At 62.3% G+C, this 26555-nt stretch carries 22 protein-coding genes and 1 pseudogene; 15 read left to right on the forward strand and 8 right to left on the reverse strand.

Annotated elements, in window-relative coordinates; genetic code table 11:
• Positions 1 to 32 precede the first annotated feature (32 nt).
• From FN835_RS14415 to FN835_RS14430, 4 genes are all read left to right on the forward strand, one after another.
• Positions 33 to 614 carry a response regulator gene (locus FN835_RS14415; RefSeq protein WP_142663930.1) on the forward strand — a complete coding sequence of 194 codons (582 nt, stop codon included), beginning with the start codon at positions 33 to 35 and terminating at the stop codon, positions 612 to 614.
• 598 nt (positions 615 to 1212) lie between these two features.
• Positions 1213 to 1857, forward strand: a complete 645-nt coding sequence (locus tag FN835_RS14420) for a hypothetical protein (RefSeq protein ID WP_142663931.1) — start codon at positions 1213 to 1215, stop codon at positions 1855 to 1857.
• 10 nt (positions 1858 to 1867) lie between these two features.
• The gene (locus tag FN835_RS14425) at positions 1868 to 2725 is read left to right on the forward strand and encodes a glucose 1-dehydrogenase (RefSeq protein ID WP_142663932.1); all 858 of its coding nucleotides are present in this window, start codon (positions 1868 to 1870) and stop codon (positions 2723 to 2725) included.
• A 100-nt stretch (positions 2726 to 2825) separates the two neighbouring features.
• The gene (locus FN835_RS14430) at positions 2826 to 4055 is read left to right on the forward strand and encodes an NAD(P)/FAD-dependent oxidoreductase (RefSeq protein ID WP_246098750.1); all 1230 of its coding nucleotides are present in this window, start codon (positions 2826 to 2828) and stop codon (positions 4053 to 4055) included.
• A 213-nt stretch (positions 4056 to 4268) separates the two neighbouring features.
• Here FN835_RS14430 and FN835_RS14435 read toward each other — a convergent pair whose 3' ends face one another.
• The 3 genes from FN835_RS14435 to FN835_RS21895 form a co-directional block, all read right to left on the reverse strand.
• Positions 4269 to 4523, reverse strand: a complete 255-nt coding sequence (locus FN835_RS14435; protein WP_246098751.1) for a PRC-barrel domain containing protein — start codon at positions 4521 to 4523, stop codon at positions 4269 to 4271.
• 32 nt (positions 4524 to 4555) lie between these two features.
• Positions 4556 to 4723 carry a hypothetical protein gene (locus FN835_RS21280; protein ID WP_185958685.1) on the reverse strand — a complete coding sequence of 56 codons (168 nt, stop codon included), beginning with the start codon at positions 4721 to 4723 and terminating at the stop codon, positions 4556 to 4558.
• A 452-nt stretch (positions 4724 to 5175) separates the two neighbouring features.
• Positions 5176 to 5670: an autoinducer binding domain-containing protein gene (locus FN835_RS21895; protein WP_142663934.1), complete on the reverse strand. Its 495-nt coding sequence runs from the start codon at positions 5668 to 5670 to the stop codon at positions 5176 to 5178.
• On the opposite strand from FN835_RS21895, the gene FN835_RS14445 reads away from it, so the two are divergent.
• From FN835_RS14445 to FN835_RS14455, 3 genes are all read left to right on the forward strand, one after another.
• On the forward strand, positions 5641 to 5985 hold the full coding sequence (locus FN835_RS14445) for a helix-turn-helix domain-containing protein (RefSeq protein WP_142663935.1): 345 nt from the start codon (positions 5641 to 5643) through the stop codon (positions 5983 to 5985). The genes FN835_RS21895 and FN835_RS14445 overlap by 30 nt on opposite strands.
• 439 nt (positions 5986 to 6424) lie before the next feature.
• Positions 6425 to 7333 carry a glycosyltransferase family 8 protein gene (locus tag FN835_RS14450; RefSeq protein ID WP_185958687.1) on the forward strand — a complete coding sequence of 303 codons (909 nt, stop codon included), beginning with the start codon at positions 6425 to 6427 and terminating at the stop codon, positions 7331 to 7333.
• 60 nt (positions 7334 to 7393) lie between these two features.
• Positions 7394 to 8428, forward strand: a complete 1035-nt coding sequence (locus FN835_RS14455) for a polysaccharide pyruvyl transferase family protein (protein WP_185958688.1) — start codon at positions 7394 to 7396, stop codon at positions 8426 to 8428.
• Between the two features lie 536 nt (positions 8429 to 8964).
• On the opposite strand, the gene FN835_RS14460 is transcribed toward FN835_RS14455, so the two are convergent.
• Positions 8965 to 9516 carry a type 1 glutamine amidotransferase domain-containing protein gene (locus tag FN835_RS14460; RefSeq protein ID WP_142663938.1) on the reverse strand — a complete coding sequence of 184 codons (552 nt, stop codon included), beginning with the start codon at positions 9514 to 9516 and terminating at the stop codon, positions 8965 to 8967.
• Positions 9517 to 9734: 218 nt separating this feature from the next.
• On the opposite strand from FN835_RS14460, the gene FN835_RS14465 reads away from it, so the two are divergent.
• The 4 genes from FN835_RS14465 to FN835_RS14480 are packed head-to-tail and all read left to right on the forward strand — an operon-like array spanning position 9735 to position 14946.
• On the forward strand, positions 9735 to 11741 hold the full coding sequence (locus FN835_RS14465) for an HAD-IIB family hydrolase (protein ID WP_142663939.1): 2007 nt from the start codon (positions 9735 to 9737) through the stop codon (positions 11739 to 11741).
• Positions 11734 to 12870 (forward strand): glycosyltransferase, encoded by a 1137-nt coding sequence (locus tag FN835_RS14470; RefSeq protein WP_142663940.1) that lies wholly within the window; start codon positions 11734 to 11736, stop codon positions 12868 to 12870. Before FN835_RS14465 ends, FN835_RS14470 begins: the two co-directional genes overlap by 8 nt.
• A gap of 1 nt (position 12871) precedes the next feature.
• The gene (locus FN835_RS14475) at positions 12872 to 13846 is read left to right on the forward strand and encodes a glycosyltransferase family 2 protein (protein ID WP_142663941.1); all 975 of its coding nucleotides are present in this window, start codon (positions 12872 to 12874) and stop codon (positions 13844 to 13846) included.
• Positions 13843 to 14946: a glycosyltransferase gene (locus FN835_RS14480; RefSeq protein WP_221930435.1), complete on the forward strand. Its 1104-nt coding sequence runs from the start codon at positions 13843 to 13845 to the stop codon at positions 14944 to 14946. Before FN835_RS14475 ends, FN835_RS14480 begins: the two co-directional genes overlap by 4 nt.
• 42 nt (positions 14947 to 14988) lie before the next feature.
• Here FN835_RS14480 and FN835_RS14485 read toward each other — a convergent pair whose 3' ends face one another.
• Entirely contained in the window at positions 14989 to 15192 is a 204-nt protein-coding gene (locus FN835_RS14485) for a hypothetical protein (protein WP_142663942.1), read from the reverse strand.
• Between the two features lie 177 nt (positions 15193 to 15369).
• Here FN835_RS14485 and FN835_RS14490 point away from each other — a divergent pair, with 177 nt between their 5' ends.
• The 3 genes and pseudogenes from FN835_RS14490 (at position 15370) to FN835_RS14500 (ending at position 18382) form a co-directional block, all read left to right on the forward strand.
• Positions 15370 to 17421 carry a catalase gene (locus FN835_RS14490; protein ID WP_142663943.1) on the forward strand — a complete coding sequence of 684 codons (2052 nt, stop codon included), beginning with the start codon at positions 15370 to 15372 and terminating at the stop codon, positions 17419 to 17421.
• Positions 17422 to 17465: 44 nt separating this feature from the next.
• Positions 17466 to 17979 (forward strand): annotated as a pseudogene (locus tag FN835_RS14495) (IS3 family transposase); the annotation flags it as partial.
• A complete protein-coding gene (locus tag FN835_RS14500) occupies positions 17930 to 18382 on the forward strand; it encodes a YhjD/YihY/BrkB family envelope integrity protein (RefSeq protein ID WP_142663944.1) in 453 nt (150 codons plus the stop codon). The pseudogene FN835_RS14495 and the gene FN835_RS14500, both read left to right, overlap by 50 nt.
• 622 nt (positions 18383 to 19004) lie before the next feature.
• Here FN835_RS14500 and FN835_RS14505 read toward each other — a convergent pair.
• The 3 genes from FN835_RS14505 to FN835_RS14515 are packed head-to-tail and all read right to left on the reverse strand — an operon-like array spanning position 19005 to position 24731.
• The gene (locus tag FN835_RS14505; RefSeq protein ID WP_142663945.1) at positions 19005 to 20816 is read right to left on the reverse strand and encodes a response regulator; all 1812 of its coding nucleotides are present in this window, start codon (positions 20814 to 20816) and stop codon (positions 19005 to 19007) included.
• Positions 20806 to 21666 (reverse strand): CheR family methyltransferase, encoded by an 861-nt coding sequence (locus tag FN835_RS14510; RefSeq protein WP_142663946.1) that lies wholly within the window; start codon positions 21664 to 21666, stop codon positions 20806 to 20808. Before FN835_RS14510 ends, FN835_RS14505 begins: the two co-directional genes overlap by 11 nt.
• The gene (locus FN835_RS14515; protein WP_142663947.1) at positions 21663 to 24731 is read right to left on the reverse strand and encodes a hybrid sensor histidine kinase/response regulator; all 3069 of its coding nucleotides are present in this window, start codon (positions 24729 to 24731) and stop codon (positions 21663 to 21665) included. Before FN835_RS14515 ends, FN835_RS14510 begins: the two co-directional genes overlap by 4 nt.
• A 229-nt stretch (positions 24732 to 24960) precedes the next feature.
• Here FN835_RS14515 and FN835_RS14520 point away from each other — a divergent pair, with 229 nt between their 5' ends.
• Entirely contained in the window at positions 24961 to 26544 is a 1584-nt protein-coding gene (locus FN835_RS14520) for a sensor histidine kinase (protein ID WP_142663948.1), read from the forward strand.
• The last annotated feature ends 11 nt before the right edge of the window (positions 26545 to 26555 follow it).

Below are 26555 nucleotides of genomic sequence, written 5' to 3' on the forward strand. Positions count from 1 at the left end.
GCTGAGCTCGACAGTCCAAGACGGAGGCGACGATGGAACATCACGCAACGGATGTGCGGATGCGTATTCTCGTGCTGGAAGATGACTATCTGCTGGCCCGTCGAATTGGCAGCGAAATCAGCGAGATGGGGGATAAAGTGCTGGGGCCGTTCCCAGATGTGGAAACCGCAATGGATCACGCCCAGGACGCGGATGCTGCCATTCTGGACATCCGTGTCGGCGAAGGGCTGTCCTATGCAGTCGCCGATCGGATGATCGCGCGGGACAAGCCGTTCCTGTTCTATACTGGCCATGAACGGACGCTGCTGCCGTTGCATCTTCGGGATTCGTCCATTTACTCGAAACCTTGGCCGACGCAGGCGCTGATCCACGATCTGCGGGTTCAGGGCCGTATCCGGTCGTCGCTGTCGGTGACGGCGCTGTTGCCGCTGCTGCGTGAACGGGCACGGCAGTTGATGCAGGGCCGGGATGCCGCCGACCGTCTGCTGGAGGCGACGCTCGAAACTGCGCTGGAACAGGTGGGCGATCGGGCGACCGAGCAGCACGCCGATGACTGGCTGCTGAGCCTGCTGCATCGCGAATATCGGCGCGCGGGCAAGGGTTACATGAATTGATCGCTCGCAATCATGCGAGGTATCGCTTCTGGGCGATTTCAGCGTTCGTCCGGATTCTGGGCGCAGGGAAATGTATTGACGACTTTAGTCGGGCCGGGCACGGAATGGTGACATGATGAATGATGCTGGAAAGATGCGCGATCAGGACATTGAGCGGACATTGTCGAGACTGCGCGAACAGGCCCTTGACGAACCGATCCCTGCCCGGATCAGAGATTTGGCCATGCAGCTGGACCATGTCTTGGCGCAGGCATCGCGGGACCACTGCGACACCGCGGACTGATGATCCTGAACCCGGACCGATTCAGGATGTTCCCCCTATGTAGCCTCCGCGGGGGATAGGCGAAATGTCACACGATGCTCTGCATCATATATTGCGTTGCGCGTCTGTTCGCGGGCCTTGTGCCGGAACCTGAACGATGCCGAGGATCTGGTGCAGGAAACTTTCCTGTCCCGCGTGCTGAAACGCCACATCGGAACGGTGAAAAGCCTTGAGAACCGTGCCCTTGGCATCCTGCGGGACGTGCTAGAGCATGCATTCTATCTAGCTGGAACATTATGTCCCCCTTGCCGGTTCACGCAGGCAGGAGGACCAGTAATGCGACACACGGTTTCTCGCACCCTGTTGATCGGCAGCTCCGCGGGCTTCGTCTCGGCGCTCGCCTTGGCTTTGGTTGCCCTGACGCAGGGACTGTCGCCAGCTGCGCCGTTGAAAGCCACCGCGCATGTGGTCCTTGGACCGGATGCGGTATCGGGCAGTGCGGCGGCCTTGGTCATCGGCGGAGTCATCCATGTTGTGTCGGCTTGTTTCTGGGCCGTCATCGCCGTCCTGCTGATGCGACCGATCCAGCGGACTGGCCGGCCGCAATTGTGGCTGACCGGGCTGGTCACGGCGATGATTGCCGCCGCCGTGGATTACCTGCTTATGCCCGCGCGCCTCACGCCGGGCTGGGAACTGGCGCTGCCGATCTGGGGCATCGCGCTTGGCTTTGCGGGCTTGGGCCTTGGTCTGTCGCTGGGCCTGTTGGTCAGCCGCGCCTTGCCGCCAGCGCAGACCACCAAGCCCGTAGTTCGGGATTGGGAACAAGCGGCCCCGACCGCGCCCATGCCGGTGACAGCCCCGGACCGGCTCCGGAGGCCGGGTTTGAACGTCATCGACCAGCGCCAGCAACGCATTGATCCCGCGAATGAAGTCACCAAGGATCCCAACTGCGATACGGGCGGCCCAGCCTCGGGACGCTGAAAGGAACAATATGACCGATTATCCGAAACCGCCATTTCCCGCGCAAAGCCAATCCCTGCCCGGCAGTTTCTGCAAGATGGACCCCGTGCCCGATCATGGCGAGGAAAGCTGGCAGGGTCGCGGTCGGCTACAAGGCAAGGTCGCGCTAATCACTGGTGGCGATAGCGGTATCGGGCGCGCAACGGCCATCGCCTATGCCCGCGAAGGGGCGGAGGTGGGGCTGGCCTATCTTTCGGAAAACGCCGACGCCGAAGATACCGCCGCATGGCTCCGCAAGGCGGGCCGCGAATGCCTGACGATCGCCGGCGATCTGGCCGATCCTGCGCATTGCCGCGATTTGGTGGCCCAGGTCGTGGGCCGGTTCGGCAGGCTGGACATTCTGGTGAACAATGCAGCCCGGCAGATTCTGTTCGACCGGATCGAGGACATCCCGGACGATGAATGGCGCCATACCTTTGCCGTCAATATCGATGCGATGTTCTATCTGGCCAAGGCGGCGGTGGCGCATATGCCGAAAGGGGGCGCGATCATCAACACCGCCTCGATCAATTCGGACAAACCGAACCCGAAGCTGCTGACCTATGCCACGACCAAGGGCGCGATCCAGAACTTTACTGCGGGGCTGGCGCAGATGCTTGCCCCCAGGGGCATTCGCGTGAACGCCGTCGCCCCCGGCCCGGTGTGGACGCCGCTGATCCCCGCCAGCATGTCGTCCGACGAGGTGCGGAAATTCGGCGAGAACTATCCGATGGGCCGACCCGCGCAGCCCGCTGAATTGGCCTCGGCCTATGTCATGCTGGCGGAACCCGCCTCTAGCTATGTGTCAGGTGCGACCATCGCTGTCACTGGCGGCATGCCGATGATCTGACCGGAACATCCGTCTTCCATTGGGGTTATCCACCAGCGGCAAAACGGGGACTATGACAGATGCGCTTTCGGATCACCTTGACGAGCGGCGGAGTCTGAACTTGGACGCCAAAGCCACGCGCACCCGCAAGCGACGCCTGCACGAGGATATGCCCTTTTGGGCGGCGACCCCTCATATCAGTGCGCCCTGCATTCCGCAGTCTTCGGCGCGATCATGGGACGTCATCGTGGTCGGCAGCGGGATCAGCGGCGCGCTGATGGCCGAGGCGCTGACGCGGCGCAAGCAGCGCGTCTTGATCCTGGACCGGCGCGAACCGGTGCGTGGGTCAAGTCTGGCTTCGACCGCCATGATCCAGCACGAAATCGACGTGCCGTTGCACCAGCTCGCCCGCCAGATCGGCGATGCGCAGGCGGCGCGGGCGTGGCAACGCTCCGTCAGGGCGGTCCGCGACCTGCTGCGTCTGGCTGACCGGCTGGGCATTGATTGCGACATGCAGGCCAAGCAGGCGCTGTATCTTTGCGGCGACCGGATGGGCAACCGCGCCATGCAGGCCGAGTTGGAGGCACGACAGGCCGCAGGCATTGCCGGTGAATATCTGGCGCAAACCGAACTTGCGTCGCAATTCGGTATTGATCGCACGGGGGCGATCCTGTCGCAGGCGTCCGCCTCAGCCAATCCGGCGCAACTGACGGCGGGGCTGCTGGGCGTGGCGGTGCAGCGCGGGGCGGAAATCGCATCGCCCGTCGAAATCACCGATCTGGCCGAATTGCAGGGCGGCGTCGCCTTGGCGACGCGGGCGGGCGGGGTGCTGACGGCGGGACAGGCGGTGTTTAGCACCGGCTATGAATTTCTGCCGCTGATGCAAAGCCCGTCGCACCGGATCACCTCGACCTGGGCCCTGTCCAGCCATCCCGGCACGGCGCGGCCCGGCTGGCTGGACGACATGCTGGTCTGGGAGGCTGCCGACCCTTATCTGTACTTCCGCACCGCGCGCGACGGGCGCATCATCGCGGGTGGCGAAGACAGCGATGCCCCGGACGCCTATCGCGACCCCGCCCGGATGCGGGCCAGCGCCCGATGCATCGCGGCCAAACTGCGCAAGCTTTGCGGCATCGAAATCGGTCCGCCTGCATATATTTGGGCCGCGCCGTTCGGAAATACGAGCGACGGTCTGCCGATCATCGATCGAGTGCCCGACATGCGCCGGGTCCATGCCGTGATGGGGTTTGGCGGCAATGGCATCACATTTTCCATGATCGCCGCGCAGATCGTCGCGGCACGCCTAGCAGGACGCCGCGATCCAGACGAGGAACTATTCGCCTTTCGCTAGGGTTTTTCTGGAGCGTCCTGAATAGCTACAGCTTACGCGCGGTCGGAGCAACTGCGTCACCAGCGCGCATCCGCAAATGCCACAGAGTGTAGATATGTACGGAACGGTTCAGCGGTTTTCAGAAACGCAAGCCGCTCAAACTGTGAAATTGCGTCCATGGGAGTGACCAGGCGAAGTTAGACAAATGCTGAGCAGATTCCTCAGCTTCGCGCTTTATTCTTTGTCCTCGTGCCTCGGCATGTTTTTCAGCTCCTCTTTGGTCCAGTTCGTAACGGCATGGACTTCTGCCGCCTCGTCTTGCATGAACGCCATATCGAGCGCGGGTATCGCCACTGGGTGAGTTCCTATGCCCAGAAAGCCGCCGACTTCGATTACGACAAGCACGCCGGCGCCGGCGCCGTGCAAATGTAACACGGTGCCGACGGTGTTATGCTCCGTGTCATATCGTCGCGCCGTCCAGGCTCTCACGGGTCAGCTGATCTTCGGCCAACCGGGTATGCCTAATCTGGTCCATCTGTGTCTCCTCTCAGCCGCGCTTCCGATGGCACCGGTTTGTCGTCGCCACGCTCAGGGCATTCGCGTTCATCTTCCATGCCGGCAGGGCAGGTCGCGGGTTCTTGCTGCGGCTGGTTGGAAATGCGCTGCGCGTTGTCTTTGGGCGTGGACATGGCGGAGTTCCTTGGTTGCTCAACGACAACCCTGCCGCAGCGAGCTTGTTCCGCGCTCAACCTGTCGCGCACTGTTCTTTTGGATCCCTGTCAAAATCAAAGAAGAAAACCGCCTTCGCCGAGAGTTTGCGAATTTCCCGACTGACTTTTGCATAAGCGTTGCGCCCTACGCCTCCGGTGGGAACAAATCGCCCCCTGTATGATTGGACGTCGTTGCTTATCTGGCTGCTACCGTGATCCGGTCCCTCGATTGCGACCAGGCGGCATAATGATCTGCAGCACCGGAACGGTGCACGGCGCGCGAGAATACCTTACCGGGAAGGGCGCCGCCATGCAAACCGCTCCGGACCGAATTGGATGGACACAATTTCGCAGATGCGGACCCTTCGCCAACAAACGCATTTTGATCCATAGGTGGTCGGCTTAATCACATGATCGGCTGCATAACTCGGCTAGGATAAGCTGCGTGACCGGGCGGCATGGACCAAGTCCGAGATCCTATCAGCACCGAGTCTCTTGCGGGCAGAAGTCAGGCGCGCGTGTAAGGCCGTAATTGAGATGCCGAGTTCATGTGCGGCGATGGCAGATGTCCTGCCCTCGGCGATCAACCTGATCGCGTGTTTTGTAGCGATGCAGGCGGGTGAGAGATATGAACGCGAGCCCGTCGGAGAAGATTCCTCCGGTATCGAGACCGGCAGCTCATCCCAATGGATCACTCCGGTATGCGTGTAGCCCCAAGCCAGGGTGGGATCACGGAGTAAATACGACATCCGCCTATACCGCAGCCGCCATTTGCAGGGGTAGGTATTGAAAATCTTGTCCGCCCCACGGGCGCGAATGCGTAAGCCGATGAAGTATCCCCCGGAGCGACGCGATTTTCGCCGGTTCAGCTGGTTCATCTGACCCGGCTGCTGTGGATGTCGACCGTGATCGATGGACAAATCCATCGGCAATGGTTGGTCAACAGCGCCACCCTTCGCGTTAGCGCAAGTATCGCCCACATGCTGTGCGAACTCTATACGCGCTTAACAGCAGTCGGCGCGGCCTACGATTACAAAATACCTGAGTCTGTCACCCAGAGAGATTTCGCAGGCGCGTTAAGTTATACGGCAATTCATATCAATCGCGGTGTGCGCGATCTTCGTGATGCCGAACTGGTTGAGTGGGGCAGAGATCAAATCCACATCCTTGATTGGTCAGGTCTGGCAAAGCTTGCACAGTTCAACCGCTCCTATCTAGACATTCGCAAGGCTCGCCGCTGATAGCGACACATGTCGGGCTGGCGCGTGCGCTTGAACCAATTTCCAGTTCCAAAACATACTGGAGCTGAGGCGGCCGTCATCGATAGAGCTTCGTCCCCGAACCTGTGATGCTAAATCCCAGAAGCCGCCATTCGCGCGGGATAGGCAGACCGCAACTGCACCATAGCCGCACCGGCCCATTACGGCCATTGACCACCACTCATGCTGCTTGCCGCATTCCCTGAAGCTGCCGCTCAACACGCGGCGCAGCAATTTGAGCCGATAAGCTTCCGCGTGGGCGGACAAGGCCGTCATTCGCGGCAATGGCAGCCTTATCGCTGTTGGGAGGGGGAGAACAGCGGACCGACGGCGCCGCAGCGGCTAGTCTTGTCCTCTTAAGATCGATAAGAATTAGTGGGGTAGACCATCACATTTTGCATAAACGGAAAGGATCCCTCCCTTGCCGGGTACGCCAAGGACGGTCAAGATAGCCTATGTCACCGATCGCAGCTTCCTGAAGCCGACGCTTTTGTCCATGTGGAGCCTGCTGCAGCACCTGCAGGAGTCGGCAGAGCTGCACATCTGGGGCGATGGTCTAGAGCCTCAAGACTGGGCGGATGTTAAGGCAGTTGCCGCCGAGCACGCAGGGCTCACATTATTTTGTAAGGATATGGGCAGCGGATATCTCGAAGGAGCGCACGGACCGACCGATTACATCTCCGCGGCGACGATGGGACGTCTCTTCATCCCCCGGCTGATCAATGGCTATGTCCTCTACATCGACGGGGATACGTTGGTGACAGGCGATGTCGGACCCTTGTTCAGAGTTGATCTGGATGGTGCCTATGCAGGGGTGGTGCGCGACTACCACATCACACACTGGCTATCAGAGCCAGAAGAGATGACAGCGGATCGAGATGCGCGGCTGGCGGAGATCCAGCAGTTCATGAACCCGGCGCGTGTCGAGGACTACTTCAACGCTGGGGTCCTTCTTCTCAACTGTGACACGCTTCGGGCGCATCCCGCCTTGATGGCGCGCATGGAGGATGTCGCTGCGGCCTCGGCCTGTACGCATGGAGACCAAGATCACCTGAATGCCCTTTTCGGGACCGATGTGATGCAGCTCGATCCGGCGTGGAACGCCTCTTGGGGACGTATTCGCCGACAAAGAGGCTTGCTAGCCCAATTAGGGCTGAAAATCGAGGGATATGTCCCCGGCAGCCCAGTGATCTTGCATTATCACGGACCCAAAAAACCTTGGCGGGACCGCCGGTGGGATGTCTGGTCGTCTCGCGGCCGGGCAACGCTGCTGTATCAGCGTGCCATGCACCGCTTCGTGCGGCAGTATCCGCATCTGAAGCCACTGTGATCACCGATGAGATGGACTGAAAGCTGCCACCAATCAGATAAGACTTGGAGTTCTGCTGACATGACCAAGTACCAAATCCACGCGGCCACAGTCACACCACGGGCGCTTTTGGTGGGACATTTCTCGACCGCCGGCGATGTGGAGGTTCTGCGACAAACAGAACGCCAGCTGCAAGCACTGGGTATGGCTTACGACGTTACGCCCTATACCGACGCGCGCCAGTCGGTCGACGGCTCCTGGCTGAACAGGTTTACCCTTGACCCCACACGCTACTCACACCTGATCGTAATCTGCGGTCCGTTCACCCCGGCGATGGCAGTCCAGCACGAAAGCATCTTTGGCCGCTTTAAACACTGCGTTCATATCGGGGTGAACCTGACGATGGTCGAACCGCTCGCATCGTTTAATCCGTTCGAGGTCCTGCTTGAACGGGACAGCGACAGGATGGTGCGCGCTGACCTGAGCTTCCGCGAGGAGCCATCCCGCGTTCCGGTCATCGGGCTCTGCCTGACCGGGTACCAGCGAGAGTATGGTGATCGGCACAGAGGCGAACTGGCCGAACAGAAGCTGCGGCGGCTGATCGAGAGCTCGGGGACTGCGTTCATCGAAATGGATACCTCAGTGCCCGCCGCAACCAACCGTTTTGGCCTATCGAACGCGGCGCAGTTCGAATCCATCTGCGGTCGGCTTGACGTCATGCTGACCACAAGGCTGCACGGCATGGTGCTTTCCCTAAAGAACGGCATCCCAACGATCGCGATCGACCCCGTAGCCGGCGGCGACAAGGTAACCCGTCAGGCGCATAAGCTAGGATGGCGCGAGGTCTTTGATCCGGATCAGGTCAGCGACGAAGATTTGCGAGCGGCATTGGAGCGGTGCCTGTCGGATGCAGGACGTGCCAGCGCGCGCTTGGTTCGAGACAGGGCTCTCGCGTCACTGGAGGGTTTCGACGAAGAGTTTGCTGCAGCGTTGCAAGTCCAGTCTACCCCCGGATTGCGCAATGAACTGATACCCAAGCTTGGAAAAATTGCTGAACTGCGAAAGCGGTTCAAGACATGGAAGAGGCGCAGACGTGCTCAGAATCGCAGAGCATAAGGTACTCGTTTGCAAGGCGATTTCTCCTGCTGGACAGATTCCGAACGGCCGCTATTGGTCACCGGTTCGTGCGACGCCTGCAGTCTCTGTGGTTCTCGTAAGTGTCGGAGGCGCGCCGAAGGCTGGTCTGGTAATCGGCGCGGTTCGCATGCCCGGCGCGCGCCGATGCGGGCGCTAGCGCGGCGAATACGGGGGGCGGCGGGACCGTGCCTCGATGACGACACCGCACGCTTGATCGGCGACATCAATCAAGACCGGCAGTACCCGCTCGGCAAACTGTTCCTTGCTTGCGTCAGGTTGCATGGCCGACCAAAGTTTCACGCTCAGGCCAGTAGCCGCAGATTGACTTCGCCATCCCAACAGCGGTGCACAGCCTTGTGCAAATGCGTCAGCGGTACGGTTCCTTCATCTGCCGCGACGGATTGACGGGTTCGCGCGCACTGCCGCAATGCTTCGGCACACAGCACCTAGATCGGCTCAAGCCCCAGGTTGCTGGCCATGTTCCCATGCATCGCCGGCGAGGGTCCGACGCGACCTTAGCGAGGATGCGCGCCTTCCTGCACCTCCTCAATGATCTTGGCACAGAAAGCGTCCAGATCGTCCGGGCTGCGCGAGGTGATCAGGCCCCGGTCCGTCACCACCTCGCTGTCGGACCAGTGCCCGCCCGCGTTCTCCAGATCCCGTCTGATGGACTTGAACGATGTGACTTTGCGGTCGCGGATGAGGTCCGCCTCGACCAGCAACCAGGGGCCGTGGCAGATCGCCGCGACAACCTTGCCGTCGTCATGGAAGCGGCGCACCAGCTCGACAGCGCGGGTTTCGATGCGCAGCTTGTCGGGGTTGATCTGGCCGCCCGGCAAGACGATTGCGTCATAGGCGGCGGCGTCGACGTCACTCAGGTCCATGTCCACCGTGACCTCCTGACCCCAGTCGCCCTCCTGCCAGCCGCGGATCGACGTGCCGCCAGGGGACGCGACCTCGACGGTCGCGCCCGCCTCGCGCAGTCGGTCGCGGGGAACCTCAAGTTCGGATTGCTCGAATCCATCGGTGGCAAGGATCAGAATCCGGGCGTCGGTAATGCGGGGCATGGCGTCCTCCAGTGGTTGCAACTCGCGGGCTCAACAAAAAAGGGCCGCCGATGTTCCGCAAGCATCGTTGACGCAAACCGGGCCCGGGCCAGCCTCCGGGTCCGTATGATTTATATTTATGCGCGCCGGTGTTCAGGAACCCATGCGACCCGCGACAGGTTCGCCATCACGTCCCCCGAAGCGGGACAGGTTCACATGACAAGGTGAAGGGGTAGCGGATGCGTATCATGCATGTCGCTCTCGGCGGCTGCCTGAAGGCGCCGCCGATCGAATATGGCGTGACCGAAGATACCGGCGGGCACATTGCCTATGTCCTAGGCGCGGCGGCAGCGCAATCCGCCCTGCCGGGAAATTTCGTCGAAATCGTCACCCGCGCCTTCGATGGCCTGGATCCCGTCCACAGCCGCCCGGTCGAGCCGATTTCGCCGCGCTGCCGTATCTTGCGGCTGGCCACGGACAATCGTGCTTATCTGGCCAAGGAAGCGCTTGAGGCCGAACTGCCGGCGTTGGAACGCGCCTTCGTGGCGCTGTTGGACCGGATGCCGCAGCGGCCCGACGTGATCCACGCACATTTTGCCGATGCCGCCCGGCTGGCGATGACCGCGCAGCGGTATTTCGCAATTCCCTGGCTCTACACCCCGCATTCTCTGGGGATGATGAAGGCACTGGACCCGCACAGCCCGCGCATCCGCGCCGAGGCGCGGGCCATCCGCCGGGCCTCGGCCATCATCGTCTCCTCCCGCGACGAGGCCGAACACCAGATCGCAGCCTACGGGGATGCTGGCGCAGGCCGAGTCCATCGCGTCAATCCGGGCGTGACAATGGGGGACGATCCGGGCATAGCACCGGCGCGCCGCCTGATTGCGCCGTTCCTGTGCCATCCGGAAAAGCCTATCCTGCTGGCGGTTGCGCGCCCGGTGCGCAAGAAGAACCTGATCACACTGATCGACGCTTTTGCCGGTTCGCCGCAATTGCGGCAGGGCACGAACCTGGTGATCTTGCCCGGCCAACGCGACGGGATGCTGGATGACGGTGCGGCGCATGGCGGGGTCGTGGCACGGCTGTTCGACGCCATCGACCGCGCCGATCTTTGGGGGCAGGTTGCGCTGCCGCGCCGCCATGACGCGACCGCCCTGCGCTCGTTTTACGCGCTGGCGGCGCGCGGCGGGGCCTTCGTCAACCCTGCGCTTCACGAGCCCTTCGGCCTGACCCTGATTGAGGCCGCTCAGGCGGGCGTTCCGGTGGTCGCCACCCGTAATGGCGGGCCGGTCGATATCCTGAACACGATCCGCGCCGGCGCGCTTGTCGATCCCGGCGATCCTGCCGCGATCGCCGATGCCTGCCTTGCCATGCTGCGCCAGTCCCCCGCGGTAACTGCCCGGGCGCAACTACTGGCCCAACGCCATTTCGACTGGTCGGTCTGGGCCACACAGGTGGGCCGGATCATTCATGCGCTGAAGGCCCCGATCGTCGCCGCCCCACATCCGACGACGATCTTGGCAAGCGACATCGACGCGACCCTGACGGGCTGCACAAAAGCCGCTGCGCGATTTGGCGAATGGCACGGCAACCGGCCAAGGCGGCTGCTGTTCGCGGTGGCGACCGGACGCTCGCTGTCCGAAGCGCGGCGAGTGCTGGGTGCCTGGCAACTGCCGATCCCGGATCTGTTCATCACCTCGGTCGGGACCGAGATCTGGCGCCACGCCGCGCCAGGGTGCCTAACGCTTTGCGGCGACTATGCGGCCCTACTGGATCGGGACTGGAACCGTGCCAGCATCCTCGACCGGCTGTCCCGTAAATCCTTGACCTGGCAAGCCGGCCACGAGCAGCGCCGATGGAAGCTGAGTCTGTTCGGGACCGCTGCCAATGCGATCGAACTGCGCGACCTGCTGGCCGAGGCGGGCCTTCAGGCCAAGGTCATCGCTTCACATGGAAGGTTCATCGACATCCTGCCCCCCAATGCGGGCAAGGGTGCCGCCCTGCGCTTCGAGGCACAGCGGCATGACCTGAGCATGGCCGATTGCATCGCGGCGGGCGACAGCGGCAACGATGCCGACATGCTGCTGGCCGCGGGTCTGGCGATCCTGCCTGCAAATGCCTATCCCGAGCTTGAGAAACTGGCCGGGCGCCGGATCCTGCGCAGCCGTCTATACTATGCCGATGCGGTCCTGGACGGGCTGCGCCATCGTGGCGTGTTGAACAGACCGCAGGCGGCCAATGCGTGACCTTGCCCCGCCCCCCCAGCCCTTCGGCTACTTCGTACATCACCAGGGCTGCGGTCACGCCGAACGCTGCGCCGCGCTGGTGAACGCCTTGCCCGCCTCGCGCCGGGTGACGGTGTTTTGCGCCCGTCCGGACATCCTGCCGCAGCTGCCTTCGAATGCACAGATTGTCACGCTGCCCTCGCTGTTCGAGCGTCAGGGAGACGAGACGGACATGGACCACCTGCCGACCCCCGCAACGCTGCATTGCGCGCCGCTGGGCTGGCCCGGCATTCGCCGGGCTATGGGCATTCTGGCTGCGTGGTTCGCAGATGCCGATCCAGCCCTGATCATCTGCGACGTCTCGGCTGAGATTGCGCAGTTTGCGCGCATCTGCGCCGTGCCGCATGTGAAGGTGCTTCAGCATGGCGACCGCAGTGATCCGGGACACCGCGCTGCTTATGACGGCGCGGTAGGCCTGCTGGCACCGTTTGCCGAGGCCTTGGCACAGCCCGAATGGGATGCCGCCATGCGCGCGAAGACGCATTTCGCGGGTGGGCTGGGTCTTAACTTCGCCCTACCCCGGAGGGCCGAAGCCCGCGCGCGACTGGGCATTGCACCCGATGCACAGGTGGCGCTGGTACTGTCGGGTGGCGGCGGCGACGGGCTTGCCGTCGCACCCCTTGGTATCGCCGCACGAACGTTTCCCCAATGGCGCTGGCTGACTATCGGCAAGATCCAGGACGACTGGCACGCGACAGCGGGCGGCAACCTTTGCCATCGCGGCTGGGTCGACAACCCGCAGGACTATTTGGCAGCGGCCAATCTGGTCGTTTCCTCGGCGGGAAACACTACCTGTGCACAGGTGCTGGCCGCAGCGCGGCCGTGGATCGTGGTGCCGGAATGGCGCTATTTCGACGAGCAGGTGGAAAAGGCCCGCGCTCTGTCGCGGGCTGGCGCCGCGCTGCATCTGCTCGCACTGCCCGCCAGCGCCCACCGATGGCAAGAAGCCGTCGAAGCGGCCTTGGCCGGGCACGACCCGTCGGCACAGGCCCGATTGCTGTCCCCGGACCCGGCCAAAGGCGCGGCGTGCTGGCTGGAAGCTTTGGCACAGCGGCTTTGGCAAGCAAGATCCCTGAAACAGGAGGCATGACATGACCCGTATCTCGGCCCTGACCATCGCAAGCGGGCGCGCGGCGCATCTGGCCAATCTGGTGCGGGGGTTGCAGGCGCAGACCCGCCGCCCCGATGAGCTTGTTATCGCGGTCATGCAGGAAGACGACTATGCCGACCTGCCGCCCACCGATTTCCCCATCCGTCAGTTGCATGTCTCCGGGACCGAACTGCCGCTGGCCGCAGCCCGCAACATGGCCGCGGATGCCGCGACGGGCGATAGTCTGATCTTTATCGATGTGGACTGCATCCCGGACCCCGGCTTCGTCCAGGATTATCTGGACCGGATGGCGGGCCAGCGTGGCCTGTTCATGGGCGAGGTGCTGTATCTGCCGGGCGGGGCCGCGCGCGATGGGTTGGATTTCGATCGCTTCGCCGCCCTGGCCGTGCGCCATTCGGACCGCGCCGCGCCACCCAAGACGGACCTTGCTGCCTGCCCGGATTATCGTTGCTTCTGGTCGCTGAACTTTGCGATGCATCGCCGCTGCTGGCAGGACAGCCCACGCTTCGACACTCGCTTCACCGGCTATGGCGGCGAGGATACCGATTTCGGCAAGACCCTTCAGGAACGCGGCGTGCCGATCTGGTGGATCCGCGGCGGCCGGGTCTATCACCAGTATCACCCCCATTGCATGCCGCCAGTGCATCACCTGCACTCGGTCGTCAGGAATGCCGAGATCTTCGCCCAGAAATGGGGCCATCGCACGATGGAGCACTGGCTTTATGCCTTCCAGCTGATGGGCCTGATCAGCAACGGCCCGGAGGGCATCCGGATCCTGCGCGCGCCTGACGAACGGGACTTTGCTCTTTGCCGTCAGCAAGCGCACATGCCTTACGCAAATACACGGCGCGTGCTGGACAGGCTGCACGGCATTTCCCCTGAGCAGACGGGCGCAGCGCGCGATCAGGAGGTCCGCCATGCGCAAGGTGCCCTGCTGCATCCGGCCGTGCCGTGAAACGCCTGCGCATCGCGGTCATCGCGCATCTGCGCCACCCGATCGCTCGCCCCTTTGCGGGCGGTATGGAGGCGCATAGCTGGCACCTCGTGCGGGGCTTGCAGGCGCGCGGCCATGAGGTGACCCTGTTTGCCGCGGGCGACAGTGATCCTTCCTTGCCGCTGCGCCCGGTGCTGCCGCGTCATTACGATGCCGATTATCCATGGCACGATTTTCGCGGGACCGAGCTGCTCAATGCTGCGTTGACCCATTGGCACGGTTCCATGATGCAGGACATCCTATCGGGCGGCTTCGACATCGTGCACAATAATGGCCTTCATCCCTTGCCCCTGCACACCGCCGCGCGCAACCGGCTGGCCATGCTGACGTCGTTGCACGTCCCCGCCTTTCACAGCCTGCAGAAAGCTGTCCGGGAATGCATCGCGCCTTGGTCGCATGTCACTGCCTGCACCGCGCGGCATCTGGCCAGCTACTGGTCGGAGCCACCCCCCCAGGCGCATATCGTCGCGAACGGGATCGACCTCGCCGACTGGCCCTTTCGTCCCCATGGCAATGGCGAAGCGGTCTGGGCCGGTCGGATCACGCCCAACAAGGGCACGCATCTGGCCATCGCCGCGGCCCGTCGAACCGGCATGGCCCTGACCCTGTTCGGCGCGATCGAGGATTGGGGTTACTTCCGGGACCATATCCGCCCTGTCCTGAAGGGCCCTGTCCGCTACGGCGGGCACCTGACCAGCCGCGATCTTGCGGCGCAGATCGGCAAGGGCTCGGTCGCGCTCTTCACGCCGCTTTGGGACGAGCCCTTCGGCTTGGCCGCCATCGAAGCCATGGCCTGCGGCCTGCCCGTGGCCGCAATCCGCAACGGCGCGGTGCCCGAGGTGATCGGCGCCGCAGGATGCTATGTAGCGGCGGATGAGACTGCTCTTGCCACGTCGATCGACAGCGCCGTCACCATCCCGCGCCTGGTGCCGCGCGCAAGAGTCGAGCGGCTGTTCACGCTTGATCGCATGCTGAGGAACTATGAGGCGCTCTATCAATGCGCGATAGACGGACAGGGCAGCTGGTCCAGATCGAATGCCGATCTATCAAGCGCGCTCTGATGGTTGCACAGGTAATCTAGTCGGCTGCCGGACTGGCCGCCTTTATTCTGCCGGTGCCTGGCCTTCGACGCGCCCGCCATCGGGGGCAGTCACGCTGGCCGGATCCTCTTGCTGTTCATCGGCGTGCCAGAACTGCCGCATGACAAAGAAGCCCACCACAAGAACCGCCAGGACGATGACGGTTCGGACAAGCCCCTGACCCGCACCACGCGGTGGCCTGCTCGGCTGGAGATCGGGATTTTGCAAGCTGCCTCTCCTTCTTAACGTTCGGACAGCCGCATTGCCGGGAGGCCGTTCCCTTGCCTTGCCACAAAGGCGGCCCGGACTGACAAATGTATATCTGGGAACGATGCCGATTTGCGCTTGGTTGACCCGGCAGGCGGGGGTTCCCGCGCAGTCCACCCAGACGCATGAGGCAAACAGATGGCCGAGAAGATTTCCGACCTTCCCCGCGGCAATGGCGGCGAAACCCAGCAGACGGATACGTCGCAGAAGCTGACCACGAACCATGGCTTGCCGGTATCGGACAACCAGAACAGCCTGAAAGCCGGCGCACGCGGCCCGACGCTGCTGGAAGATTTCGTGCTGCGCGAAAAGATCTTTCATTTCGACCATGAGCGCATCCCGGAACGCATCGTCCATGCCCGCGGCTCGGCGGCACATGGCTATTTCGAATGCACTGACCCGATCCCGGAACTGAGCCGCGCCAAGCTTTTTGCCAAGAAGGGCAAGAAAACCGAGGTCTTTGTGCGCTTTTCCACCGTGGCGGGCGGTGCAGGTTCGGTCGACACACCGCGCGATGTGCGCGGCTTTGCCACGAAATTCTATACCGACGAAGGCAATTGGGATCTGGTCGGCAACAACATCCCAGTGTTCTTCATCCAGGACGCCATCAAGTTCCCCGACTTGATCCATTCTGTGAAGATGGAGGCGGATCGCGGTTTTCCGCAGGCTGCATCCGCCCATGACACGTTCTGGGACTTCGTCTCGTTGATGCCGGAAACCATGCATACCGTGATGTGGGCGATGTCGGATCGTGGCATCCCGCGCAGCTACCGGATGATGGACGGGTTCGGGGTCAACACCTTCAAGCTGGTCAATGCCGAGGGCAGTACCGTCTTCGTCAAGTTCCACTGGCGTCCCCGTCTGGGCATTCAGTCGTTGATCTGGGACGAGAGTGCCAAGTTGCAGGGGGCAGATAACGATTTTCACCGTCGCGACCTGTGGGACGCCATCGAGGCGGGCGACTTTCCTGAGTGGGATTTCGCGATACAGGTGATCGATCAGGCCACGGCCGACAGCCTGCCGCACGACATTCTGGACGCGACCAAGATCGTCCCCGAGGAAATTGTGCCCCTGCGCGTCATCGGTCGGATGGTGCTGGACCGCAATCCTTCAAACCACTTTGCGGAGAATGAACAGGTCGCGTTCCTGCCCTCGAACATCGTGCCGGGCATCGATTTTTCGGATGATCCGCTGTTGCAGGGGCGGCTGTTTTCCTATCTCGACACGCAGAAATCGCGTCTGGGCACGACCAATTTCCACCAGATCCCGATCAACGCCCCACGCTGTCCCTTTGCCAATATGCAGCGCGACGGCATGATGCAGACGCAAGTTCCCGAAGGCCGGGCGAATTACGAACCCAACAGCCTTCCCGAGGCAGGCGAGGATGGTGGCCCCCGCGCCATGTCCTCGGGCTTTCGCACCGCGCCTCAGGATACCCAGGGCGAAAAGCTGCGCATCCGGCCTGAAAGCTTCGCAGACCATTACAGCCAGCCGCGCATGTATTGGATGTCTCTGACCGAGAACGAACAGGCGCACCTGGCCTCGGCCATCGTCTTCGAACTGTCCAAGGTGGGCCTGAACCATATCCGCCTGCGCATGCTGTCGAACCTTCGCAACGTGGACCAAGGGCTGGCGCAGCGTGTGGCGGACGGGTTGGCGATGACGCTGCCCCCGGCCTCGACCCCGGCGGCGACACCCATCGACATGGATACCTCGGACGCGCTGTCGATCCAGAAACGCTGGCAGCCCACCCTGCAGGGCCGCAAGGTCGGAATCTTGTTCGATGAAGGATCGGACCAAGCCACGATCACGGGGCTGACCGAACAGATCCAGAAATTCGGCGGCACGGCATTCACTGTCGCGCCGAAAGTCGGCGGCATCAAGCTGTCGGAAGGCGCGATGTCGGCGGACGGACAACTTGCCGGATCACCGTCTTGGATGTTCGACGCCGTCGCGCTGGTTCTGACCGAGGATGCCGCCGCACGACTGGCGCAGGACAGCGCCGCGATCGGCTTTGTTCAGGACGCATACGCCCATTTGAAGGCGATTGGACATGTCCCCGAGGCCAAGGCCCTGCTGGACCGCGCAGGCGTGCAGGCCGATGACGGAACCGTGCCGCTGACGGATTTGGCCAAGGCCGCACAGCAACGCTATTGGGACCGCGAGGCCAAGGTGCGGCAACTGGCCTGAGCGTGAACCGCCTGCCGCTTGTCCAACTGGACGCAAGGACCTAAGGCGCGCGCCGCGTCTGGCGTGATGTTCTCGAGGAGGGGCTGGCCTGCGGGCTTCCACCCTGATCGAACGCTTGATGCAGCTCAATGCCCTACGGGCCCGGCTCAGGCGCCGCGTAACACCGAAGGAAGATGGGGAACGCTCAGTCATCGCCGACACCATTCTGGACCGTGACTTTCAAGCCGACCAGCCAAGCCAGAAGTGGCAGGCCGATTTTACCTATATCTGGACCGCTGAAGGCTGGCTTTACGTCGCTGTTGTGCTTGACCTGTTTTCCCGCCGGCGGTAGGCTGGTACATAAAGGCAGATCGAGATGCCTTACTGGTTATGGATGCGCTGATGATGGCCGTCTGGCGGCGCAGCAAAGCCGATGCCCTGCTTCATCATTCGGACCAAGGATCGCAATACACAAGCGAGCGGTTTCAATGGCTTCTGGCTGGCAATGGTATTACCTGCTCGATGAGCCGTGCGGGTAACGTCTGGGATAATTCGGCAATGGAGAGCTTTTTCAACGCTGGCGGTACTCTATCGTTTCGGTCCGTCGCGCAGGTCCGCGAAATGGCGCTGGCTTAGTCTCGGCGCAACACTGGCGACTGTCTTGTGGATCGCCGCCTCGTTGGGTTTTTCGGCCTATGCGGCCAATTTTGGTAGTTATACCGAAACCTATGGCACCTTGGCCGGGGTCATCATCCTGCTGACTTGGCTGTGGCTTTCGGCCTATGTCATCCTTGCCGGGGCCGAACTGAACGCGGAGATTGAGCAGCAGACCACTCGCGACACCACGACCGGCATCGCCAAGCCCATGGGACAGCGCGGTGCGGTGAAGGCCGACACACCGCCGCCCAATTTGCAGCCACGCCAGCCATTGCCACAAGTTTCTGCTCGTAGGTGGCAAGCGCGGCAGCCGGATCATGGGTGATCAGCAGCACTGCCCCGCCGCGATGGGTACGGGCAAGCGGCCCCGCCAGCATCTCGTCGCGCAGGTCCGGATCGAGGCCTGCCGTCGGCTCGTCCGCGATCAGCAGGGCGGGGCCGCGAGCGGTGGCGATAACCAGCAGCGCGCCGCGCCATCCCGCCCGCAAGCTGATGCAGATACAGCCGCGACATCGCGGGACCGCAGATGCCGACCGTCGACGCCACCTGCCGCCGGATCCGCGCAAGCGGGTCCAGATGGCTGATTTGCTGCGGCATGAGGGATCGCATGGCCCAGCTCGATTTCCGAAAGGTTCGCGCTGATGATACCGCGTGCCACCAGCGACAGGCTCATTGTGATACCGCCAGCCAGCGCGGACCAGAAAAGTGCAAAAAAAACTCACGCAACGCGCTCGCCTTCGCAGCGCAGCTGCTCGTGCACTGTCGCGGCCTTTGAGCGCATCCGCGCGTCCAAATCATCAGCGGAGATGGTTATGGCATCTTCAGGGGTTGCTTCAGTGGGACAGAACCCCAGAGCCGTCGGCCTTGTTCATGGGGTTTTACCGCCTTTGCGGCCCACAGCTTGGACCTGATGAGGCATTTTTGCCTGGCTCCGGGCCTTCCGCGCGCTAACCCGTCCGGGTGCAGATCAGGGTATTCAGAACGGGGATCAGCGAATCCGTGCGAAATGGTTTCTCGACGATGGGCGTATCGGTGAATTCCTGTGGCAACTGGTCCCTGCCATAGCCCGACACAAAACAGAACGGGATGCCGCGCCCGCGCAAGGCGGCGGCGACTTCATCCACGCGCTCGCCGCCCAGATTGCCGTCCAAAAGCGCGATATCGATCTGGGCCGTCTGAACATGCGCCAAGGCCTGACGCACCGAGCGCGCGACGTTGATCGCCCCGACTCCGGCGTTTTGCAGCTCTTGTCGGATATCCATCGCCACCAACGGCTCGTCCTCGATCACCAAAACTCGCGATCCGGCGATGCTGCCGACGGGAAGCGGAGCAGCAGCAGCAACCTCCTCTGCGCCGCTGGCTCGGGGCGGATGTTTCAGATCGGCGATCGGCAGGCTGAATTTCCACACGACTCCGGTGGGCAACCATTCGACAACAGCGCCTTCGTCCTCAACCGCGCCGGCGGCGATCAATGCGCTGCCGAAGCCGGTTTTTCCGGGCGCGGTGACGCTTGGGCCGCCCTGTTCCTGCCAAATCAGCCTGACCCAGTCCCCTTGCACCTGCCATGTCAGGCTGATGCGTCCGTCGGGGGCGGACAAGGCGCCGTATTTCGTCGCGTTCGTGCCCAGTTCATGCAGGCAAAGCGCCATGCGCAGCGCGCCTTCGGGCGAAAGCTGCACCGCAGGACCGTTGCGGTCCAGACGCTGCGGATCCAATGTGCCAAGCCGGATCTGTTCATCGACAAGCTGATCCAAAGACGCGCTTTCCCACGTCATGTCCGATAAAAGCGCATGGGCGCGGGCTAGCGCCTGCAGCCGACCGTCAAAGCTGGAGGCGAAACCAGCCAGATCGCCGCTTTGGCGCAGGGTTTGGCGCGCGATGGCCTGCACATTGGCCAGCGTGTTCTTGACGCGGTGGTTCAGTTCTCCGACCAAAAGCATGCGCAGCTTTTCGGCCCGCCGCCGTTCAGTCACGTCAAGCAGTTGCAAGGACAGCGAGACCTGCCCCGTCGCGCCATGTAGGACCGAGCCATAAACCTCGCAGCACAGGTCCTGACCCGCGATATCGGTCAGTTCGAACTCGGCCCGGTGCTGCGGTTCGGCCCGGCCGATGCTGATCCAGTCCAACAGCACTTGGATCGCGGCGGCGGGCAGCCAGCTTTGTCCGGACAGCGATCGCCCGGTGATCTGGCTGGCCGACAGCCCGAACAAACGCTCAGCCCCTTTCGACCAGCTTTCGACGCGCAAAGACGGGTCGAGCTCGATCAATGCGACCGGGGAATTGTCGGCATGTGCTTTCAGCTGGCGGATCGCCCGGTCGCGATGGTCGGCCAGCATGCGCAACTCGTCGCGCTGGCGCTGCAACTGACTGGCCTGTCTGCCGATGCGGAAAAAGATCTCGGCCTTTGATTTGAGAATGACCGGGTTTAGCGGCTTGAAGATAAAGTCGACGGCTCCGGCCTCATATCCGCGAAAGCGGCGCTGTTCGTCCCGGTCTGCGGCGGTCAGGAAAATGATGGGAATATCGCGCGTGCGTTCCGCGCCCCGCATCAGTTCAGCCAGTTCGAACCCGTCGATATCGGGCATCTGCACATCCAGCAGCGCCAGCGCATAGGGATGGATCAGCATCAGCTCCAACGCCTGTTGCGCCGACTGGGCCAGATCGACGATCAGCCCATTGCGTCGCAGCACGGCCTCGACCGCCAGCAGGTTTTCGTGGATATCGTCCACGATCAGCACCCTGATCGGATCATTCTGCATCATAGGCTCCTGTCAAACTGGTGCGCCGCCAGATGCGTTCTTCGTCGTTGAAACTGGCATAGCATTCCGAACGCTCGGAGAAGCGCAGGGTTTCATGTTGCCCCAGACCCAGAAATCCGCCGCGCACCAGCGAGTCTGAAAACAGCCGAAAGGCGCGGTTCTGCAACGTTTGGTCGAAATAGATCAGCACGTTGCGGCAGGAAATCAGGTGAACCTCGGAAAAGACCTCATCCGTCGCAAGGTCGTGTTCGGAAAAGACGACACGATTTTTCAGGCTGCGGTCGAAGACGGCCCGACCATAGGCGGCGGTGTAATGGTCGCTGAGCGATCCTCGGCCACCCGCAAGCTGATAATTCCGGGAAAATTCCTGCATGTGTTCGATATCCCAGACACCCGCCTGCGCACGGGCAAGGGCACGGCGGTTGATCTCTGTCGCGTAAAGAACAGTGCGGTCAAGCAGGCCCTCTTCTCGCAGCAGGATCGCCAGCGAATACAGTTCTTCGCCATTGGCGCAGCCCGCCACCCAGACCTTGACCGAGGCGAAGGTGCGCAGATGCGGCACCACCTGTTCGCGTAGCACCCGGTAATATTCGGGGTCGCGAAAGAACGCGCTGACCTGCACGGTCATGGCGTCGATCACCTCGGCCAGAACCTGCGGTTCATGCAGCAGACGCCGCTGCGCATCCGATGTGGTATCGCAGTCCAGCCGCTGTCGCACGACCTCGACGCGCCGCCGCAACGAGGCGCGGGAATACGATCGGAAGTCATAGTGATACCGCCGGTGCAGCGCCTCAAGAAACAGGTCCAGCTCGATGTCTTCCATGGCATCAGCCCGTATCGGCGCGGTCATCGCGGCATCCAGACGCGGGTCAGCGACAATAGCTTGCCCACCTCAATCGGCTTGGCCAGATAATCGTTCGCCCCAGCCTCCAGGCATTGCTGCTGGTCATCTGCCATCGCCTTGGCGGTCAGCATGATGATCGGCAAGGACCGCCAGCGGTCGATCTTGCGGATTTCGCGCGTCGCCGTCAGACCGTCCATTTCCGGCATCATCACATCCATCAGCACCAGATCGACCGGGGCACCACCGCCATCCGCGGCGCGGCCCAGCACCTCCAGCGCCTCGCGCCCGTTGCGCGCCACCTGCAACCTGACACCATGCGGTTCAAAGATACCGGTCAGAGCATAGACATTGCGGATGTCATCCTCGACGATCAGGATATTGCGCCCATCCAGCAGGTTGTCGCGCGACAGCGATGTGGCCAGCATTTCGCGCTGGCGCGGCGGCAGGTCCGAGACCACCTGATGCAGGAATAGGGTCACTTCGTCGATCAGCCGCTCGGGCGATTTTGCGCCTTTGATGATAATGGATTTAGAATAGCGGCGCAGGCGCAATTCTTCGTCCGCATCCATTTCGCGGGCGGTATAGATGATGACGGGGGGAAAGGGCGTATCGTTGCCGGCATCCAGCTGTGCCAGAACGTCAAACCCCGAGGCATCTGGCAGCGTCATATCCAGTACGATGCAGTCAAAGCTGCTGTCACGACAGGCCGCAACCGCCTGTGCAGCGGTCGAGGCCCCGACCGTCTGCACGACGTCAGTGCCCAGCAGCGCCTGCAGGCCCTGAAGCTGGGCGGGGTCATCCTCGACGATCAGAACGCGGCGCACCGGACGCGATCCCCGGTCACCCAGATTGCGGATCACATTGCTCAACACCTGACGTTCGACCGGCTTCAACAGATAGCCTGTCGCGCCTTGGCTTAACGCCTCGCGGGTAAAATCTGTAGCCGACACGACATGCACCGGAATATGGCGGGTCGCAATGTCGCGCTTCAGCCGGTCCAGCACTGACAGGCCGGTATGGTCGGGCAGACCCATGTCCAGAATGATGGCTTGCGGGGCAAAGTGATGCGCCGCCCATACAGCACCATCCGCCGTTCCCACCACCACGGCGCGGAAATCCAGCTCATGCGCAATTTCGACCATCAGCCGAGCAAAGGCAGGATCGTCTTCGGCAATTAGAATGACGGGATCGCCGGGCTGGATGCGGTCCCGGTCATCTGTGACGCCCGCAAGCCCCGCCAGCGGTGCGGTCAACGCGGTCTGGGGCAGGGGCGCAGCGGGGGCAGGCGACGGGTGCAGGGGCAGGGCGGATGCGGATTCGGCGCTCGTCAAAGGCAGGTGCAGCGTGAAGGTGCTGCCCCGTCCCGGCGCGCTGTCCAGCGTGATGTGACCGCCCAGCAAATCGGCCAACTCGCGCGAAATGGAAAGCCCCAGCCCCGTGCCGCCATATTTGCGCGAAATAGTGCCATCGGCCTGCCTGAACGCGTCAAAGACGGCGGATTGTTCGGATGTTGCGATGCCGATGCCGGTATCGCGTACGGAAAACGCGATTTCGGCTGCCGTCGCAGTCACGCCCAAGGTCACGCGGCCCCGTTCGGTGAATTTCAGCGCATTGGACAGAAAGTTTCGCAGAATCTGCTCAAGTCGCTGTGGGTCTGTCTGCAATTCGGGCAGGTCGGGCTGCTGATCGACCTGCAGCGCAAGGCCTTTTTCGCGCGCCTGAATTTCGAATTTCCGCAGCAGGCGGCTGGCGATCAACGCGGGCGAAACGGTTTCGCGCACCACGTCAAGCCGTCCCGCCTCGATCTTGGCAAGATCAAGGATGTCGTTGATCAGCGCCAACAGATCCTGTCCCGAGGCCTCGATGGTTTCGGCCCAGCGAACCTGTTCGTCGCTGAGGTTGCCGCCCCGGTTTTCTGCCATCAGCCGCGCCATGATCAGCAGTGCGTTCAGGGGCGTGCGTAATTCATGCGACATATTGGCGACGAATTCCGATTTATAGCGGCTTTCGCGGGCCAGTGCTTCGGATTGGCCCATCAGCTCGCGCCGCGAGCGCGCCAGTGCATCGCGCTGTTCCTCAAGCTGCTGCGTCTGGCTTTCCAGCGCGGCGTTTTGCTGCTCAAGCTCGCTTTGCTGGTTGGAGAGGCGACGCTCGCTGTCCTGCAGGGCGCGGGTCTGTTCGGCCAGTTCCTCATTGCTTGCGGCCAGTTCTTCGGTATGGCTGCGCAGCTCTTCGGCCTGTTTCTGGGTTTCCTCAAGCAATTCGCGCAGATGTTCGCGGTATTGCGCGGATTTCAGGGCGATGCCGATCTTGTCGCGCAGGCTGTCAAGCAATTGCAGCGTGGCCTCATTCGGCGCGTGATCCAGCCCGAATTCGACAATACCATTCCTGTTCGTGCCGTCGCTGATGGGGACCAGAACCGAACATGCGCTGCTGCCCCGCATTAAGCCGCTGCTCCAAGCCAGAGCGGTGTCGGGACATGCCGTCAGCACCAGCACCCTGTCCTGATCCAGCGCGCGGCGCAAATGGTCCTGCGACATGGTCTGGGCCACCTGTGCCGGATCGACCCCCCAAGTCGCCAGACGTCGCAAGCCATGCCCGTCGCGATGATACAGCACCGCCGCCCGGGCGTTCAGCAATTCCGAAACAATGCGTGTTGCATTTTCGGCCACTTCGGCCAGTGACTGTTCGCCCTGTAGCACCCGCGCAGTTTCGACCTGTCCGCGATTGACCCAGGCCGCCTGCCCAAGCGTTTTCCGGCTGCGGATCAAGATGCTGCCGACCCCGCCCAGCATCAGCATGACGACGGAAACAAGGCTGCGGTTTACGATGGCGATATGCGGCGATACGCCATCCTTGGCCAGAAAAAAGCCCGCGGCAGTGGCAAGGACCAGCACACAGGCCACGACCGGCGGAATGACGGGGCGTGAGGTCGCGAATGACATCAACAGCGGCAAAAGATAGAAAAGCCAAATCGCGGTACCAAGGGGGAAGGCTGTGTCCAGCACGAACACTATCGCAGCCAGCGCGACGACAAGAACAAGCGGCGCATCCCGTGAAATCGACTTCATTTCCCTCAATCCGCCTGCTGGCCGTTCTGATCGGCCTTTATTTTGATGCTGTATGTGCGCGTTCTAACGCATGGGGCAAGGACGAGTTCCGCGCCATCCGGAAAATGCCGATGCTGCGGTGTTTCTGCCTGTCCGGATGGGCTGTAACGACCAGGATTGCCGCATACCGGCCCCTTGTGCCGGGCGGGTATTGCGGGCATGTCTGACGGATAACATCCGAGGACCGGCCTTGTCGAAAAGAATTCAGATCCTGGATATGCTGGGTATACTCGACACCGCGCCCGAGCCCGAATTCGACAATATCGCGCTGGTGGCAAAAGCCCTGTGCGACACGCCCGTCGCCCTGATTTCGCTGGTGCACGAACAACGGCAATGGTTCAAATCGCGCATCGGCTTTGCCCCTCAGGAAACGCCGCTTGAGCAATCGGTCTGTGTCCATGCCCTGTCCTACGACGATCTGCTGATCATCCCGGACCTGACCCACGACCCGCGCACGCGTGACAATACGCTGGTGACTGGGCAGCCAGGAATTCGGTTCTATGCCGGGGCCCCCATTCTGATCGACGGCATTGCCATCGGGTCACTGTGCACGATCGATCTGGAGCCACGACCGCAAGGACTTACGCCCGCTCAGGCGCAGGGGCTGCGTGCATTGGCCCAGCAGGTGGCCAGCCAGATCCTGACCCGCAATCGCGAACGGCTGCTGCTGGCGGCGGCCGTGGACAAGAACAGCTCGCTGGATCACGCGCTGCGGCGGTCGGCGGCCCTGTCGCGCATGGTCGATGTGTTGCAGCTGACCGATGACGTTGCGGCGCTGCTGCGGCATGGATCAGAGATCCTGTCCTCGGTCATCCCATCGACGCGTGCGGGCTTTGGCGTTGTCGACATAGCCCGCGAACAGGTCGATATGCAGCCTGAATGGTGTGCCGAGGGGACGGTCTCAGTCGCGGGGGTGCATCACTTTCGCGACTATGGCAGTTTTCTGGACGATTTGCAGCGCGGCGAGGTGGTCATCATCACCGATGTCGAAAAAGACCCGCGAACGCAGGATCAGGCCGCGGCTCTCATGGGCATCGGAATCCGGTTGCTGATCAATGTCCCAGTGATTCAGGCAGGCCAGTTCACCGCCGTGGGCTTTGTGCACAGCGACCAGCGTCTTGACCTTTTGGACGAGGATATCTCGTTCATCCGGACGATAGCAGACCGGATGCAGGCAGCGATCCAGCACAAGCGCAATCTGGAAGCCCGCGAGTTGCTGAACCGCGAATTGTTGCACCGGGTCAAAAACACCTTGTCCGTGGTGACTGCGGTGGCACGGCAAACCTTGCACAACACGGACGGCGCGCTGGACCGGTTCATCCAGCGTCTGCGGGCCATTGCCGACGCCAACGACCTCCTGACGCAGCGCGAATGGGCTTCGGGCGATTTGGGCGCCTTGGTGCGTAAGGCCATGGCGATCAATCTGGATGCCGACCGGATCGTGATCGCCGGACCCGAGGTGGCGCTGAAGTCGCAAAGCGCGATCATGGTTTCGATGGTGATGCATGAACTGCTGACCAATTCGATGAAATACGGCGCGCTAAGCACCGCCAATGGCACAGTGTCGATCACGTGGCTTGTTCAGACCGACCCAGAGCCGACCTTGCATCTGACATGGAGCGAAACCGGCGGGCCGGCTGTCAGCCCCCCTTTGCGCAAGGGTTTTGGATCAAACCTGATCGAGTTGGGGCTGGTCGGAATCGGCAATGCGCATGTCGATTACGCAGTGACTGGCCTTACGGTCAGCTTCAGCGCCGAGCTACGCGATCTGTAAGCGTGATCCGG

The organism is Paracoccus laeviglucosivorans (assembly GCF_900182695.1).
GTDB lineage: Bacteria > Pseudomonadota > Alphaproteobacteria > Rhodobacterales > Rhodobacteraceae > Paracoccus > Paracoccus laeviglucosivorans.